The sequence below is a fragment of the Enterococcus sp. genome (genome assembly GCF_022711995.1).
Lineage (GTDB): Bacteria > Bacillota > Bacilli > Lactobacillales > Enterococcaceae > Enterococcus_D.
Genome location: NZ_JALAHI010000110.1, coordinates 18,386 through 34,841, shown reverse-complemented (window position 1 = coordinate 34,841; position 16,456 = coordinate 18,386). Strand labels below are relative to the sequence as shown.

General features: G+C 43.4%; 15 protein-coding genes. 8 read left to right on the top strand and 7 right to left on the bottom strand.

Annotation, left to right across the window (positions count from 1 at the left end; genetic code table 11):
• Positions 1-539: 539 nt before the first annotated feature.
• The 8 genes from Q0A12_RS10835 to vanS all read left to right on the top strand — a co-directional run bounded on the left by Q0A12_RS10835 (position 540) and on the right by vanS (position 9,172).
• The gene (locus Q0A12_RS10835; protein WP_291292659.1) at positions 540-1,511 is read left to right on the top strand and encodes an ABC transporter substrate-binding protein; all 972 of its coding nucleotides are present in this window, start codon (positions 540-542) and stop codon (positions 1,509-1,511) included.
• A 52-nt stretch (positions 1,512-1,563) separates the two neighbouring features.
• A complete protein-coding gene (locus Q0A12_RS10830) occupies positions 1,564-2,484 on the top strand; it encodes an ABC transporter permease (RefSeq protein ID WP_291292658.1) in 921 nt (306 codons plus the stop codon).
• Positions 2,481-3,290 carry an ABC transporter ATP-binding protein gene (locus Q0A12_RS10825; RefSeq protein WP_291292657.1) on the top strand — a complete coding sequence of 270 codons (810 nt, stop codon included), beginning with the start codon at positions 2,481-2,483 and terminating at the stop codon, positions 3,288-3,290. Before Q0A12_RS10830 ends, Q0A12_RS10825 begins: the two co-directional genes overlap by 4 nt.
• Before the next feature lie 324 nt (positions 3,291-3,614).
• Entirely contained in the window at positions 3,615-4,646 is a 1,032-nt protein-coding gene (gene vanC / locus Q0A12_RS10820; RefSeq protein WP_291292656.1) for a D-alanine--D-serine ligase VanC, read from the top strand.
• On the top strand, positions 4,643-5,215 hold the full coding sequence (vanXY, locus tag Q0A12_RS10815; RefSeq protein ID WP_291292655.1) for a D,D-carboxypeptidase/D,D-dipeptidase VanXY: 573 nt from the start codon (positions 4,643-4,645) through the stop codon (positions 5,213-5,215). The genes vanC and vanXY overlap by 4 nt, the downstream gene beginning before the upstream one ends.
• Positions 5,212-7,308, top strand: coding sequence for a membrane-bound serine racemase VanT (vanT, locus tag Q0A12_RS10810; RefSeq protein ID WP_291292654.1), 2,097 nt, complete (start codon positions 5,212-5,214; stop codon positions 7,306-7,308). Before vanXY ends, vanT begins: the two co-directional genes overlap by 4 nt.
• A gap of 87 nt (positions 7,309-7,395) precedes the next feature.
• Positions 7,396-8,091, top strand: coding sequence for a vancomycin resistance response regulator transcription factor VanR-C (gene vanR-C, locus Q0A12_RS10805; protein WP_291292653.1), 696 nt, complete (start codon positions 7,396-7,398; stop codon positions 8,089-8,091).
• A complete protein-coding gene (gene vanS, locus Q0A12_RS10800; RefSeq protein ID WP_366031253.1) occupies positions 8,081-9,172 on the top strand; it encodes a vancomycin resistance histidine kinase VanS in 1,092 nt (363 codons plus the stop codon). The genes vanR-C and vanS overlap by 11 nt, the downstream gene beginning before the upstream one ends.
• Before the next feature lie 175 nt (positions 9,173-9,347).
• Here the strand turns inward: vanS and Q0A12_RS10795 are convergent, their stop codons facing one another.
• The 7 genes from Q0A12_RS10795 to Q0A12_RS10765 form a co-directional block, all read right to left on the bottom strand.
• The gene (locus Q0A12_RS10795) at positions 9,348-10,379 is read right to left on the bottom strand and encodes a D-alanine--D-alanine ligase (RefSeq protein ID WP_291292652.1); all 1,032 of its coding nucleotides are present in this window, start codon (positions 10,377-10,379) and stop codon (positions 9,348-9,350) included.
• A gap of 320 nt (positions 10,380-10,699) precedes the next feature.
• Positions 10,700-11,344, bottom strand: coding sequence for a V-type ATP synthase subunit D (locus Q0A12_RS10790; protein WP_291292651.1), 645 nt, complete (start codon positions 11,342-11,344; stop codon positions 10,700-10,702).
• Entirely contained in the window at positions 11,335-12,732 is a 1,398-nt protein-coding gene (locus Q0A12_RS10785) for a V-type ATP synthase subunit B (RefSeq protein WP_291292650.1), read from the bottom strand. The genes Q0A12_RS10790 and Q0A12_RS10785 overlap by 10 nt, the downstream gene beginning before the upstream one ends.
• Positions 12,732-14,507, bottom strand: a complete 1,776-nt coding sequence (locus tag Q0A12_RS10780; protein WP_291292649.1) for a V-type ATP synthase subunit A — start codon at positions 14,505-14,507, stop codon at positions 12,732-12,734. Before Q0A12_RS10780 ends, Q0A12_RS10785 begins: the two co-directional genes overlap by 1 nt.
• A 31-nt stretch (positions 14,508-14,538) precedes the next feature.
• The gene (locus Q0A12_RS10775; protein ID WP_291292648.1) at positions 14,539-14,853 is read right to left on the bottom strand and encodes a V-type ATP synthase subunit F; all 315 of its coding nucleotides are present in this window, start codon (positions 14,851-14,853) and stop codon (positions 14,539-14,541) included.
• Positions 14,846-15,847, bottom strand: a complete 1,002-nt coding sequence (locus Q0A12_RS10770) for a V-type ATP synthase subunit C (protein ID WP_291292647.1) — start codon at positions 15,845-15,847, stop codon at positions 14,846-14,848. Before Q0A12_RS10770 ends, Q0A12_RS10775 begins: the two co-directional genes overlap by 8 nt.
• A 13-nt stretch (positions 15,848-15,860) precedes the next feature.
• Positions 15,861-16,448 carry a V-type ATP synthase subunit E gene (locus tag Q0A12_RS10765; RefSeq protein ID WP_291292646.1) on the bottom strand — a complete coding sequence of 196 codons (588 nt, stop codon included), beginning with the start codon at positions 16,446-16,448 and terminating at the stop codon, positions 15,861-15,863.
• Positions 16,449-16,456: the final 8 nt, after the last annotated feature.

Here is a 16,456-nt window from a genome sequence, read left to right as displayed (position 1 = left end):
CTTTAGGAAACAAGCAGGAATTTTCGACAAAACTTTGCAATTTCTTGTGAAATTTCGTCTTACTTATTGTAAAAATCCTTCTGAAACACTATTTGCTCGAACGAGCTGTGACAAGTCTTTTGTCACAGCTTTTTTTTTGAGAGTCCCAGTGCCAAGCAGTCTTTCTTGTTATTAAAAAAATTTTCAGAATATTGTGTTTTTCGATTGACAGATGGTTGACCTTTCGTCTATACTGATAACAATTCAAGTTTGGAGGAAAAATCATGAAACCATTATTATCCCCACAACTGAATATTTCTTACTTTAGCTATTTTAGATAGTTTGTATTCATAACATTGTGGATACAAACCTGACAACACTTTGTTTGTATCTATAATGGCTAGAGCAGTTTAACGTGAACAGCAGCCATGTAGAGAATCTTCTAAATGGCCGCACTGAATTTCTGAATTTTGGTAAGTTCAAATCCATTTAGACGATTGTCTGAATGGATTTTTTTGTTCCGCAGTTTCTATATCACGTATTTTTAGGAGGAAAATGAAATGAAAATGAAAAAATGGCTTACGACTGGTTTGTTGGCAACTACCCTATTAGGATTGGCAGCATGCGGAAATACAAAGAACAGCAGCGATGACGGCAAAAAAACCGTTGGCATCTTGCAACTTGTAGAACACGGTTCTCTCGATGCTGCTTATGAAGGCTTCAAAGAAGGCTTGGCGGAAGGCGGCTATAAAGAAGGCGAAAACCTTACTTTAGAATACCAAAATGCCCAAAATAACCAAGACAATCTGAAGAGTATGAGTGAAAAACTCGTAAAAAATTCACCTGACCTGCTTTTAGGGATCGCGACACCCGCTGCTGTCTCATTAGCAAATGAAACAACGGACATTCCGATCGTTGTAACAGCAGTCACCGACTTGGTCGAGGCAAAATTAGCAGACTCAAATGAAGCCCCTGGGCGCAACATCACAGGTACTTCTGATATGGTTCCTATCGATAAACAAATTCAATTGTTGTTGAGTATCGTGCCTGACGCAAAAACGATTGGGATCATGTACAACGCTGGTGAAGCAAATTCAAAAATCCAAGCAGATTTGGCGGAAAAAGCACTGAAAGATGCGGGAGTAGATGTCAAAGTGTTAACTGCAAATACCACGAATGATGTTCAACAAGTAACCACCAGCTTAGCGAAAGATGTGGATGGCATCTATGTGCCAACCGACAATACCTTCGCTTCGGCTGCGGCTGTCGTCGGTGAAGTAGCCAAAGAAACCAAAACCCCGATCGTTGCTGGATCTGTGGAGCAAGTCGATGATGGCGCATTAGCGACTTTCGGAATCGATTATAAATCTTTAGGCAAACAAACCGGTGAATTAGCTGCCAAAATTCTTGATGGTAAAGCCAAACCTGCTACGACTCCTGTAGAAACAGCGAATCACCTAGAATTGGTGGTCAATCAAGAAATGGCCGCTGCACTAGGGATCGACCCAGAAAGTATCGTCGCACCGGAATAATAGTCAACTGTAATAAGCAGCACAAAAACCTAAAACGATTTGAGGAAACCTTATGAATTTAATCAATACCTTTTTCATTCTGATCCAATCTGCTGCCTCTCAAGGTATGTTATGGGCGTTATTAGCGATTGGTGTTTACTTAACTTTCCGAATTTTGGATATTGCGGATTTAACTGCTGAAGGAAGTTTTCCTTTAGGCGCCGGCATTGCCGCAGTCAGTATCACCAACGGCCTTTCCCCGCTTGTTGCCAGTCTCTTGGGCTTTTGCGGTGGCTTAGCGGCCGGATTTGTCTCCGGGATCTTGCATACAAAATTTAAAATCCCCGCATTGTTAGCAGGAATCATTACCATGACCGGTTTGTACTCCATTACAAACCGAATCATGGGGGCACCCAATATTGCCTTACTAGGAGAAGATACTGTTTTCACTTGGTTCCAAACACTCGGCTTAACGAAAAACACCGCGGTCATTTGTACAGGCCTCCTGTTTGCTGCTGTCGTGATCTTACTGCTGTTTCTCTTCTTCCGTACAGAGATTGGGTTGGCCGTTCGTGCAACGGGGGATAATCTCGCGATGAGTGAAGCGAACGGGATCAATACCGACAATATGAAGCTCATTGGTTATATGATTTCCAATGGCTGTATCGCTCTTTCTGGTTCCCTCTTAGCTCAAAACAATGGTTTTGCTGACCTGAATTCCGGTGTAGGAACCATCGTTATTGGATTAGCTTCAATCATTATCGCCGAAGTCCTTTTCAGTAATAAATCTCTCTGGGTCCGCTTGATCACCATTGTTGTCGGTGCGATCTTGTATCGTCTAATCCTTGCGATCGTCTTTGAATTCAATGTGGAAGCCTCCGATTCTAAGCTGGCCTCTGCCATCGTCTTAGTCATCTGTCTTTCATTGCCACAAATCAGAACGAAACTGGGATTGCAAAAATTTCTTCCGAAAACCAAAGGAGGCCAATCATGACGACACCTGTTTTAACGATCAGCGATTTACATCAAACCTTTGAAAAAGGAACCATCAACGAAAACCATGTCCTCCGGGGAATCGACCTCACCATGAACAGCGGTGACTTCATTACGATCATCGGCGGAAATGGCGCCGGAAAATCGACATTACTCAATAGCATTGCCGGAACGATCCCAACGGAACAAGGCAAAATCGTTTTAGGGGACAAAGAGATCACTCGTCATTCTGTCACACGACGCTCAAAAGAAATCAGTCGCGTCTTTCAAGACCCAAGAATGGGAACAGCAGTCCGTTTGACGGTGGAAGAAAACTTAGCTCTTGCCTATAAAAGAGGTCAAGTTCGCGGGTTTTCCTCCGGTGTCAAAGGAAAGCACCGGGCCTTTTTCAAAGAGAAACTCGCTCGCTTGAACCTCGGTCTTGAAAATCGATTGACAACAGAGATCGGGTTGCTTTCCGGAGGACAGCGACAAGCCATCACATTATTGATGGCGACTTTGCAACAGCCAAAGTTGATCCTGCTAGACGAACACACCGCCGCTTTAGATCCGAAAACCTCCATGACGGTGATGGCACTGACCGATCAGTTGATTCAAGAACAGCAGCTGACCGCATTCATGGTCACTCATGACATGGAAGATGCCATTCGTTATGGCAATCGTTTGATCATGCTCCATCAAGGAAAAATCGTCGTCGATATTGCAGGTGAGGAAAAACAATCCTTAACTGTACCGGATTTGATGGCACTCTTCCATCAAAATAGCGGCAGCGAACTAAAAGATGATCAGCTATTGCTACACACCTAAAAGTCTTTTCTGTGACAATCCCACCAATTAGGATTCCATGTCAACAAAGGGACAACGAAAGATGCAACGAACAAATGAAGGAATCAGGTCGAATTCATTTCGGCTTGGTTCTTTTTTTGTGGGCTTCTTTTCACTAGGCTCCATTTCCCCTAGATTCGCCCCTTTGACCACTGACTACGGCTCCCTCTTTAAGAGCCATCGTCACAAATTCGTAAGATTTTCATCATAAAATCACCAGAAATCCAACAGGAAGACCGCAAATTTTTGCTTTCTTTCCTTGATACACTAACTGTAACGTTAAAAGAAAGTGGAAGGAAGAATCGAATGAAAAAAATTGCTGTTTTATTTGGAGGAAATTCCCCAGAATACTCTGTTTCACTAGCTTCAGCGACAAGTGTCATCCAAGCCATTGATCCCCAAACCTATGAACTACTGATGATCGGTATCGCACCTACAATGGACTGGTATTTGTATCAAGGAGATGTTTCAAATGTAACTAATGATACGTGGTTGCAAGATCACAAAAACTGTCATCTGCTAGCTTTTTCCAGTCATGGTTTTATGCTGGGAGAAAAACAGATCGTACCGGATGTCCTCTTCCCCGTCTTGCATGGAAAATATGGTGAGGACGGCTGCATTCAAGGACTGCTAGAGTTAATGAACCTGCCCTATGTCGGGTGCCAAGTTGCGGCTTCCGCATTGTGCATGAATAAATGGCTGCTGCATCAATTGGCAGCGACAATCGGTATCGCCAGTGCACCAAGTTTGCTTTTGTCTTGCCATGAAAGCGAGACAGCGAGAATCGATGGGTTCATACAAGAGCATGGTCTGCCTATTTTTATCAAACCAAATGAAGCCGGCTCTTCGAAAGGAATCACGAAAGTGACAGACAAAGCAGAACTCCCGTCTGCATTAGCGGCTGCGTTTGCTTTTGGTCGGACAGTCTTGGTTCAAAAAGCGATTGCTGGCGTTGAGATTGGTTGTGGCATCTTAGGCAATGAGCACCTGACGGTTGGTGCTTGCGATGCGATTTCTCTCGTTGATGGATTTTTCGATTTTGAAGAGAAATACCAGCTGATCACAGCCAAAATCACTGTTCCGGCACCATTGCCTCCCCTCATCGAATCCCAGATCAAAGCATACGCACAACTGCTTTATCGAAGTATCGGGTTGTCTGGTTTGGCCCGAATCGACTTTTTCGTGACGGACCAAGGGGCGATCTATTTAAATGAAATCAATACCATGCCGGGATTTACCAGTCACTCCCGCTATCCAGCTATGATGGCTGCAGTGGGTTTATCCTATGAAACATTAGTAGAAAAATTAATTGCCTTAGCAGAGGAGGAACCACAATGAATACACTACAGTTGATCAATAAAAACCATCCCTTGAAAAAGAACCAAGAACCCCCTCACTTAGTGCTGGCTTCTTTTAGTGATCATGATGTCTATCTGCAGCCAGAAGCAGCAAAGCAATGGGAACGATTAGTAAAAGCCCTCGGCCTTGAAGCAGAAATTCGTCTGGTAGATGGGTATCGTACCGAAAAAGAGCAGCGATATTTATGGGAATATTCCTTGAAAGAAAACGGATTGGCTTACACCAAACAATATGTTGCGCTACCAGGATGCAGCGAACATCAAATGGGGCTTGCCATCGATGTGGGACTGACCAAACAAGAAGATGATGATCTGATCTGTCCTCATTTTCAAGATAGTGCTGCTGCCGATCTGTTTATGCAGCACATGATGGATTACGGCTTTATTCTACGCTATCCGGCAGATAAGCAAGAGATCACCGGCATCAGTTATGAGCCTTGGCACTTTCGGTATGTCGGTCTGCCCCACAGCCAAGTCATTGCTGCGCAAAATTGGACCTTGGAAGAATACCATGATTATTTGGCTCAGACAGTGAGGCAGTTGGCATGAAAAACAGAGGAATCGAACATTTTCGTGTGATCGCAGCAATGATGGTGGTTGCGATCCATTGTCTCCCCCTACTGGCTTTATGGCCAACAGGGGACATTCTGATTACATTGACGCTTTTTCGAGTCGCCGTTCCTTTCTTTTTTATGATCAGTGGTTATTATGTCTTTGCCGAACTTGCTGCCGGCAACAGCTATCCGGCACGTCAACGAGTCTTCGCTTTTATCAAAAAACAAGCACAGGTCTATCTATGGGCCACCCTCTTGTTTTTACCATTGGCACTCTATACCCAAACACTCCGTATGGATCTACCGATCGGAACCTTTTTACAAACAGTGTTGATCAACGGCATCCTCTATCATCTGTGGTATTTCCCAGCTGTCATTACAGGGAGTCTGCTAGTGACTGGATTACTGATGAAGCTCTCGTTTAATAAAGTTTTTTGGCTCGCTAGTGGATTGTATCTCATCGGGTTGGGCGGTGATAGTTGGTTCGGATTCGTTCAAAACACGCCCCTCGCAGCGTTTTATACGGCTATATTTCATTTGTTGGATGGCACTCGCAATGGTATTTTCTTTACTCCATTCTTTTTATGCTTAGGGATGTTCCTCAGAAAACAGACTGTGACAAGGAGTTTGCCGAAGCAAGTCAGCTTCTTATTACTCAGTCTTATCGGTCTACTTGTTGAAAGTGCCTATTTGCATGGATTTTCGACGCCTAGACATGACAGTATGTATTTCTTTTTACCAGTCGTGCTCTTTTTTTTATTTCCAATACTATTACGCTGGCAGCCTGCACAAACTTGGAAACAGCCAAGTAAATTGTCATTTTGGCTTTATTTGCTTCATCCCTACACGATTGCCGTGACCCACTTCTTGAGTCGAAAAATCAGCTTTCTACAAAACAATTTGATCAACTATTTAGTCGTCTTACTCTTAACGATGGGAGGGATCACTCTGTTTTTGTCTCATAAGCGTCCTTGGTTCAAACGCCGAAAACCGATGCTTGCGAAACGAGCAACAAAAGAATTTTCTGCAGAGGCACTCTTGCATAATTTACAGGAGATTCAACGAGTCATTTCACCAAAAACCAAAGTGATGGCGGTCGTCAAAGCCGATGCCTATGGTTGTGATGCTCAAGAAGTCGCTAGTGTTTTAGAAAAAAACAAGGTCGATTTCTTTGCAGTTGCTACCATCGATGAAGGTATTCAATTAAGGAAATCCGCTATCAAAAGTCCGATCTTGATACTAGGCTATACCTCACCGAAACGAATCAAAGAGCTGCGCCGTTACTCACTGACTCAATCGATCGTCAGTGAAGGCCATGCGGTCGCATTGTCGCAAGCAAAAGTCCCCATCGACTGTCATTTAGCCATCGATACCGGAATGCATCGACTGGGGGTAACACCGACTATGGATTCGATCCTTGCCATTTTCGATTTGCCTTTCTTACGGATCAATGGGATTTACTCCCATCTTGGTTCCGCAGATCGCTTGTCTGCCGACAGCATACTTCGCACCCAAAAGCAGATCGAATGTTTCGATAAGATTCTGCTAGCCCTTGACCAAAGGCAAATTTCTTATGGTGTGACTCACTTGCAAAGCAGTTACGGTATCTTGAATTATCCCGACAAATGTTATGACTATGTTCGACCCGGAATTTTGTTGACCGGTTCTCTCAGCGATACCAAAGAGCCAACGAAACAGCGCGTAAAGTTGCAGCCCATTTTGACTTTGAAAGCTCAATTGATCGCCAAGCGAGTCGTTGCCAAAGGGGAAGCCATTGGTTATGGGCAAACTGCCATTGCGCAACAAGGGATCACCGTTGGTGTGGTGAGCATCGGTTACTGTGATGGCCTACCTCGTTCCTTATCGAATAAAGAATTTTGTCTTTCCTATCGAGGACAGCCACTGCCCCAGATCGGTCTGATCTGTATGGATATGCTCTTGGTTGATTTGACCCACTGTCCGACGCTGCCGATTGAAAGTGACATTGAGGTCCTCTCAGATTGGAGCGAGACCGCCGAACAAACACAAACCATCACCAATGAGTTGATCTGCCGAATTGGGTCACGGGTCAATCTAGTCGTCAAATAGAAAAAAATGCCTAGTTTTCTGAGGTAAGGTATGATAGATTCATAGAAATGAGAAATTTCGAAACGATCCGAGGTGGAGGGAAAGAGAATGTCAGAAAAAATAGTCGTTGTCGATGATGAAAAAGAAATTGCGGATTTGGTCACAACCTTTTTGCAGAACGAAGGATTTCATGTTCAGGCCTTTTATGATGGTACCAGTGCCATTGCCTATATTGAAAAAGAAGCGATTGACTTAGCGGTCCTAGATGTCATGCTGCCGGATATCGATGGCTTTCAACTGTTGCAGCAAATTCGCAAGACCCATTTTTTTCCTGTATTGATGCTAACAGCCAAAGGAGAAGATTTGGACAAAATTACCGGATTGAGTTTAGGGGCAGATGACTATGTTACGAAACCCTTTAACCCTTTGGAAGTCGTCGCTCGAGTAAAAACGCAGTTACGCCGCTACCAACGATACAATCATTCCGCCGCGTCCCAGCCTGTGGAGGAATACGAAAAAGATGGCTTACTGCTTAAAATCAATAGTCATCAATGCCTTCTCTATGGCAAAGAAGTTTTGCTGACCCCAATCGAGTTTAAAATCTTGCTTTATTTGTTTGAGCATCAAGGTTCTGTCGTCTCATCTGAAACACTTTTTGAATCTGTTTGGAAAGAAAAATATTTAGACAACAACAATACTGTGATGGCCCATATCGCCCGTTTAAGGGAAAAACTAAATGAGGAACCTCGCAAGCCCAAGTTGATTAAAACCGTATGGGGGGTTGGCTATATCATTGAAAAATAGAAATCCTTTGATTCGAAAACTTTTGTGGCAATACTTCATCACTACCGGAACGTTGATGGCGATCCTTGCAGCTATCCCCTTTACCATCCGTTTTATTGCCGGAACTCAGACTTGGTACGGAACAGAACCCATCTACATTCTTTTGCGCTTTTTTGCGGATCATTGGTTATTTTGTCTGGGGTTAGGCACTTTACTGATTTGGTTTGGTACTACCGTTTACTTCATGACCAAAGCCATTGGTTACTTGAATGAAACGATCCAAGCTACGACAAAACTCATTGAAGAACCGGCCAAGCGGGTGGTTTTATCTACCCCTCTGATCGAAGTACAAGAGGAGATGAATCAACTGCGGGAGAAAAGTTTGCAAGATCAACGCGCCGCTAAAGAAGCCGAACAACGAAAAAATGATTTGATCGTTTATCTCGCTCACGATTTGCGGACTCCTTTGACAAGTGTGATTGGCTATTTGACCCTCTTAAAAGAAGAACCGCAACTATCCGATGAAATGAGGGATCGTTACACTGAGATTGCGTTACAAAAAGCACAACGTCTCGAACTATTGATCAGTGAATTCTTTGAAATCACACGTTTCAATTTGACCACGATCGTTTTGCAGACAGAAACCACTGATTTAAGCTTAATGCTTGAACAACTTACCTTTGAATTTTTGCCTTTACTGGAAGAGAAAAATCTCAGTTGGCAACTTAACTTGCAAAAAAATGTCTTTGCGACCGTAGATACTGAGAAGATCGCTCGCGTCTTTGATAATCTCATTCGCAATGCCATTAACTACAGCTATCCGGATACCCCTTTGTTTTTGGAATTGATCGAAACAGACAGCATTCTTATCCGCTTGACCAATCGAGGAAAAACGATTCCTACCGAAATGATCCTCCGCCTCTTTGAACCCTTTTACCGGATGGATTCTTCCCGGGCTACTGCTACAGGCGGTACCGGACTCGGACTGCCGATTGCCAAAGAAATTCTGCAAGCATCTGGTGGTGAAATCTGGGCTGAAAGCAAAGAAGAGACCATTGTTTTCACTATCTCCTTGCCAAAAGCAGCAAAAAGCACTCGCTAAAATCAAGAGCCCCATCGCCATGGGTCTGTGAGAGAATTCAACCATTGAAAGAGCCCAACGATACAGCAGCTCCTGCGATTTTCCGATTCGTCAATGACCGCTGGCTGCCCTTCTATCAGTGATCCTTTCATCTAGTTTTCTTCTACAGACCCGAGTTTTTTTCTTACTGTTGCCTCTACTTGTCCTTGCTTTGCAGGGATAATTCAACAATCCGCTCCACTAATTCTGCAAAAGAAATTCCTACTGCCGCTGCTTCTTGCGGCAATAAACTGGTTGGTGTCATCCCCGGTAAACTATTGGCTTCAATACAATAAATCTCTCCTTCTTTCGTAACGAGATAATCCATTCTGGCATAAATGGACAAACCTAACGTCTGGTTCACCAACATAGTCAACTCACTTAAACGCTGTGCTAAATCATCCGGAATGTCAGCGGGTGTTCTTTCTTCAGTGGCTCCTTTTTGATATTTGTTTTCGTAATTATAAAATCCTTTTTTAGGGATTATTTCAATGACTGGCAGAACCTTATCGCCTAAAATTCCCACAGAAAATTCTCTTCCTGCTATCTTTTCCTCAATCATTACTTTGCTGTTGTATTGTTTTACTTTCTTTAAGGCATTGCTAAATTGTTCTTTGCTTTCAACGAGTTCAACACCGATGCTTGAACCATTATCGATTGGTTTTACCACACAAGGTCCAGCATAATCGACTGCTTGACCTTCCTTCAGTATTTGCCACTTTGGCGTGGGAATGCCATTCATTTTCATTAATTGTTTGGAAATATCCTTATCCATAGCTAACAAACTACCTTTGTACCCCGAACCTGAATAACGGATACCATATATATCAAAGAGAGCCTGTAATTTGCCGTTTTCGCCAATACCTCCATGCAATGCGATAAAACAAAAATCAGCCTCTTGGCAGAGCAGAAGAACATTTTCGCCAATTAACTTATTCTGCGTGCGATTCTTTTCGATAAACCTCGGCATATCCGGTTCTTTTTCATCAATATAATACGCAAAAGGGTGCGCTTCTTGCTGTTGCATGGAGTAAGCGGATTCAAATGTGCGCTGATTGTTTCCTTGGCATACATCCAGCAACAACGCACGATGCCCCCTTTCTTCAAGAGCACTCGCAATTTGGCCTCCAGAAGATAGGGAAACCTCTCTTTCATAGCTGAGTCCGCCAGCCAAGACTACGATGTTCATACTAACCATCCTTTCTTTTCCTAATTTCGATCAAACTTGTTAAACTTCATTTTATCATGAAGAAAAATTTCCGGCTATTCCTGCGAATACAGCCCGATTCTATTGGAAGAAAGGCTGACGCTTCATTCCAGAGATCCTTTCAGACCTTCTCTTTTACAGAGAACTCAAATACGGCTGACTTTTCAGGATAAACCTGAAAAAGTCAGCCGTAAGTTGATGCTAGTTGCAGTTAAGATTACCCACTTGTTTCTGGATTTCTTCATTTATAGAGGCTTGTTTATCAAAGGAAACAGGTAAAAAAGAACGAATCCTTCGCACGTTTAACGGTCCTCATTTGCAGCAATGATATCCGTTACTTTCATCAAGCGGGTCAATGTTGCTCGCTCATCTTCTGCTAAGTTGCTCTCAATGTATTGGATGGTTTCTGTCAATTTAGGAATCGTCATGTACTCCAGTGCATTGACGCGCCGGCGAGTCCGTTCGATTTCATTGGCCATCAGCTGACAGGTTTTCTCTATTTCAGCTAATTGCAGCATCACGGGTAAAATCTGATCTAAATGAGACAATGAAAGATCCAATTCACTTGTCGTACTAACAAATCCATATGAAAAGTCATCATCCGAACTTTCTTCTTCATAGACAGGATTGAGTACCGGGACATCCATATTCATTATTGTACGGCTTTGAACATCCAACGTCACTTTGTTCAACGGAATCATGAAAGCTTCTTGTAAGATGACATCTGGAATACTACTAGATGCCAAAACATATTCTTCCATACCTGCTTGCAATGCCGATTCCATTTGTTGGCGTAATTTTTGATTTTTTTTGACTAGCTGAATGAATTGGCGAACCAATTCATCCTGCTTATCTTTCAATAATTTATGTCCCCGCGTTGCTGTTGTCAAACGTTTACGGAGTCGACTCAGTTCCATCCGAGTCGGATTGACATTCATTATTGCCATGAAGGATTCACATCCTCCCCAGTTGGAAGATAGGCTTCAATAAACTCTTCTTTGATCCGGCTCAATTCTTGCTTCGGTAATGTAGCAAGTAATTTCCAGCCAAGATCCAATGTTTCCTCGATGGTTCGGTTGGTGTCAAATCCTTGATTCACATATTCTTTTTCAAAAAGATCCGCAAAACGAGCGAATTTCTTATCAATATCAGAAAGTGCGGATTCCCCTAATACGATCGAAAGTTCTTTGGCTGCCTTCCCGTCAGAATAAGCTGCATAGATTTGGTTCATCGTCGCCGCATGATCCCGGCGGGTCTTGCCTTCTCCGGTTCCTTTGTCTTTCAATCGCGACAAGCTAGGCAAAATATCCACCGGCGGATTGATATTCCGCTTATAAAGTTCACGGGAAAGAATGATTTGTCCTTCGGTGATATAACCAGTCAAATCCGGTATTGGATGTGTTTTATCGCCATCCGGCATCGTCAAGATCGGAATTTGAGTGACCGACCCTTCTTTATCCATCAAACGTCCAGCACGTTCATACAGGGTCGCCAAGTTGGTGTACAAATAACCAGGGTAACCACGGCGACCGGGAACTTCTCGGCGAGCTGCTGATATCTCCCGCAGGGCTTCACAATAATTGGTCATATCGGTCATGATCACCAGCACATGCATTCCTTTTTCAAAGGCTAAGTATTCGGCTGCCGTTAATGCCATTTTTGGGGTAGCGATCCGCTCGATGGCTGGATCATTGGCCAAATTCATGAACAATACAGAGCGATCCAATGCACCGGTTTTGCGAAACTCTTCTACAAAGAATTCAGCTTCTTCAAAAGGAATCCCAATTGCCGCAAAAACGATGGCAAAGTTTCCTTCTTGGCTTGGTACCGTTGCTTGACGGGCAATCTGCGCCGCGATCTCTTTGTGAGGCAGTCCTGACGCAGAGAAGATCGGTAATTTTTGTCCCCGAACCAATGTGTTCAAGTGATCGATGGTTGAGATCCCTGTTTGGATAAATTCATCGGGGAAATCTCTTGCCATCGGATTGATGGCTTCGCCGTTAACGTCGATTCGTTTGTCCGGAATGATCTGTGGTCCGCCATCTTTGGGCTTTCCTAGCCCATCAAAGACGCGCCCCATCATATCTGGAGAAACACCAAGGGTTAATCCTGTTCCTAAGAAACGGGCCTTGCTCTCTTCTGCACTCAGATTACTGGTGCCTTCAAAGACCTGAACGACTGCATAATCGTCACTCACTTCTAATACTTGACCTTGTCGGATTTCTCCACTGTCCATTCGCACTTGGACAAGCTCGTCAAATTTGACACCTTTGACATTTTCGACCACCATCAAAGGACCAGCAATTTCCGAGACTGTTCGATATTCTTTTAGCATCAATGAATTCCTCCAGTCTCTACGATTTGTTGTAATAATGCTTTTGTATCTTGCTTGATTGCATCTAAACGTGTCAGTTCTTCTTCAGGAATATACTTGCTGCGGGCAATCCGCTCCCGCAGATCGATGGTGCCTTTGGTTACTTCATCCAGATAAGCCCCCAATTGCAAGGCACGTTTTGCTTGTTCATCAAAATAGAGAATATTTTCCAACATTTTGAACTGTTTATTTCTTGAAGTATACGTATCCACATCGTCAAAAGCGTTCTGCTGTAGATAATCTTGTCGCAAGGAACGAGCCGTCATCATCGTCAAGCGGTCTTTTTGAGAAAGGGAATCCATCCCTACTAGCTGAACGATTTCTTCTAAACGGCTTTCTTCTTGCAAGATAGCCATCGCTTCATTGACCATCTCAGACCAGCGAGGCCCCATCAGCTGATTTAAATATGAGTTGATTTGATCTTCATATAACGAATAGGAATTGAGCCAGTTAATGGAAGGAAAATGACGTTTTTGCGCCAACATGCTGTCCAATGCCCAGAAGACTTTCACGATTCGCAACGTATTTTGGGTCACTGGCTCGGAAATGTCCCCACCAGCTGGCGAAACCGCGCCAATTGCCGTAATACTGCCTTCTCGCGCTTCCGATCCTAACGAACGGAAACGACCCGCCCGCTCATAATACTCAGCGATCCGACTACCTAAGTAGGCCGGGTAGCCTTCATCTCCAGGGATTTCTTGTAACCGGCCACTCATTTCTCGCAAGGCTTCTGCCCATCGAGAAGTCGAATCTGCCATGATCGCTACACTGTAACCCATGTCTCGATAATATTCAGCAATCGTGATCCCTGTATAGATAGAGGCCTCACGGGCCGCCACCGGCATATTTGACGTATTAGCAATTAAAACTGTCCGTTCCATGATCGATTCACCAGTGTGGGGGTCGATCAATTCAGGAAATTCATTGATAACATCTTTCATTTCATTGCCGCGTTCCCCGCAGCCAACATATACCACGATATCAACATCCGACCATTTCGCAATTTGATGCTGAACAACGGTTTTTCCTGCACCAAAAGGTCCCGGCACAGCTGCCGATCCACCTTTAGCTACCGGAAAGAAAGTATCGATGACCCGTTGGCCAGTAACTAATGGTTCCCCTGGGTTTAATTTCGCTGCAGTTGGTCTCGGCCTACGAACCGGCCATTTTTGCATCATAGGCAACCGTTTTTCGCCTTCAATAGTCTCCAAAATACAAATCGTTTCAGTGATTGCAAAATTCCCTACCATGATTTCTTTCACAGTTCCCTTTACACCTGGCGGAACCATGACTTTGTGTTCAATGGCGGTGGTTTCTTGTACAAGCCCCAGAATATCTCCGGCTTGTACCGCATCGCCTACTTTGACTTGCGGCACGAAGGTCCATTTCTTTTGCCGATTCAACGGGTCAATCGTCACACCCCGTTCCAGAAAGTCACTCTCTGTTTGGTTCATAAATGTCGCCAAAGGGCGCTGGATCCCGTCAAACATTTCTGTCAACAAGCCTGGAGCTAGTTCGACGGATAATGGCGCACCGGTTGATTCAACGGGTTCCCCCGGCCCAATTCCTGCCGTTTCTTCATATACCTGGATCGAAACGAGACCTTTTTTGATCTCGATGATTTCTCCAATCAAGCCTTTTTCACTGACTTTACAGATTTCATGGATTTTAGCTCCTGATAATCCTGAAGCAGTGACCAAGGGACCAGATACTTTTTCTATTGTGCCAAATGCCACATACATTCCTCCTAGTTGCCGTACTTCTCTTTTACGAATCTAATATGTTCATTCCAACAGCTTTCTCGACATTCTGCTGGATCCGTGCCATGCCAATCCCTAGACTACCTGTACTACTAGGAATTGGGATGATCGCTGGTGTGGGTAATTCCTCATAACGACGAACAATCGGTTCCAATTGTTCAATTAGCCGCTCGGTCAAAAAAATCACACCGTAATCCTCCGCCATTTCCTGTAGCTGTTGCCCGGCTTCTTCAAGATCGGCTACCGGATAAATATCGATCCCTAAACCTTTAAAGGGCAAAATTGAGTTTTTGCCACCCATCATTGCTATTTTTTTATTCATACGTATCACGCACCCGACTTCTCAGTGTTTCTTCCGGCACCTTGTTGATTTTACCAATTAAAATAATCCGTAAATTTTTACTTTCGATTTCTTTGGCATACAAGTAACCAATCATCGCAGATGGACCGAATGGAACGATTTTTTGTTCTTTCAATTTTCCCATCAGAAAGTTGTCTTTTCTAAGATCAAATGTATTGAGGGTCTTTTTCTCAACCAATTCGTCATAGCTATGATTGATCAATTCTTTGTAGGGTGTATTTTGTAAATACTGTACAAAAACTTCCAGTGAGGTCGTGATGGCTTCCAACAATTCTTTTGCTGGGAGTGTGCCATTATCTGCTAAAACAGCACTGATAAATCCCCGATGACGGTTCATAGCGAAACAACGCAGCGCAGTTGAAATATTAAAAATATCAACTTGTCGCTGAATGATGCCTTGCAAAAAGACATCATCGTACCGTTTTCCAATCGACCAAAGATGCTCCCAAAAATGATTATCAAAAATGATATCGATGGATTGAATCTCATGATAATTTTCGATATAAGAAAATACTTCATCGATACAAGCAATCATCGGCGGCTCAGCAATTTCACTTTTTCTCGTATAGACTAACTCTTTTAAATTACTTAACGGCATGGTTCCGATGGGTACTAGGAATTCGGAGAAATCCGCTTCCATAAATTTTGCTTTCACCAATACTTTTAAGTTTTGGTAATCGTAACGAAGAGCAAAATAATCGACGATCGAAGGGTCTGGGGTCAATTGATACAAGTTCTCATAGACTCGCTTTAATTCTGCGATCAAGACATGTTCAAAATCATGGACCCGGTCTTCTTCATTGATAAAATCACCATAAACCGTTTCTCGTAAAAGCGCATAAACTTCTTCCGCACTGTTGGCAGAAAGCATACGTTCATAGCGGCTGCGACTGATCAATTCCGCTTCATACGTTCGTATCCGTGTATTCAGCGTACTGTATTTGATATCTTCCATTTTTTACACCCGCTTACTCAAAAATCAATTGCAGTAATGTAAGACTTAATGCTTCTTTACTGGCATCTAACAAGGCATCAAACGTAAAGTTCAACTCAATGTCCCCTTGTCGCAGTAAAAAGCCGCCTTTGCGTGGCAACACTTGCTGTGCCAGTGACAACTGACAGGTTGGAACCGCTTGTTGAATCTCTTTCAAAGCATCCTCTGTCAGTAAATGCGCACTTTTTTCTCCTAATACTAATTCCACTTCACCAGTGAACTGCGCTTCTTGTAAGCCTTTGGTGACAAATGCTTGAAAATCACCCGCCTCCATTTGGTTCAAGCGCGAAAGAGCTTCTTGAAATAATTCATCTAATACTGCTTGTTTTGCAGCAAGTACTTTGTTGCGAGATTGAATATGAATATCTGAGATTTGCAAATACATTTCTGCACGTTTTTCTTTTTCAAATTGAGACAAACGATCCGCTAACTGTTCTTCTAGTTGAGAACGTTTCAGCCGTTCTTGTTTTTCAATTTCTGCTTGGGCATCATTAAGGACCAACTGATACTTCTTTTCAGCATCTGCTGTGATTTTTTCGGTTAATCGCGTAATATCAGACATCTTTCTCC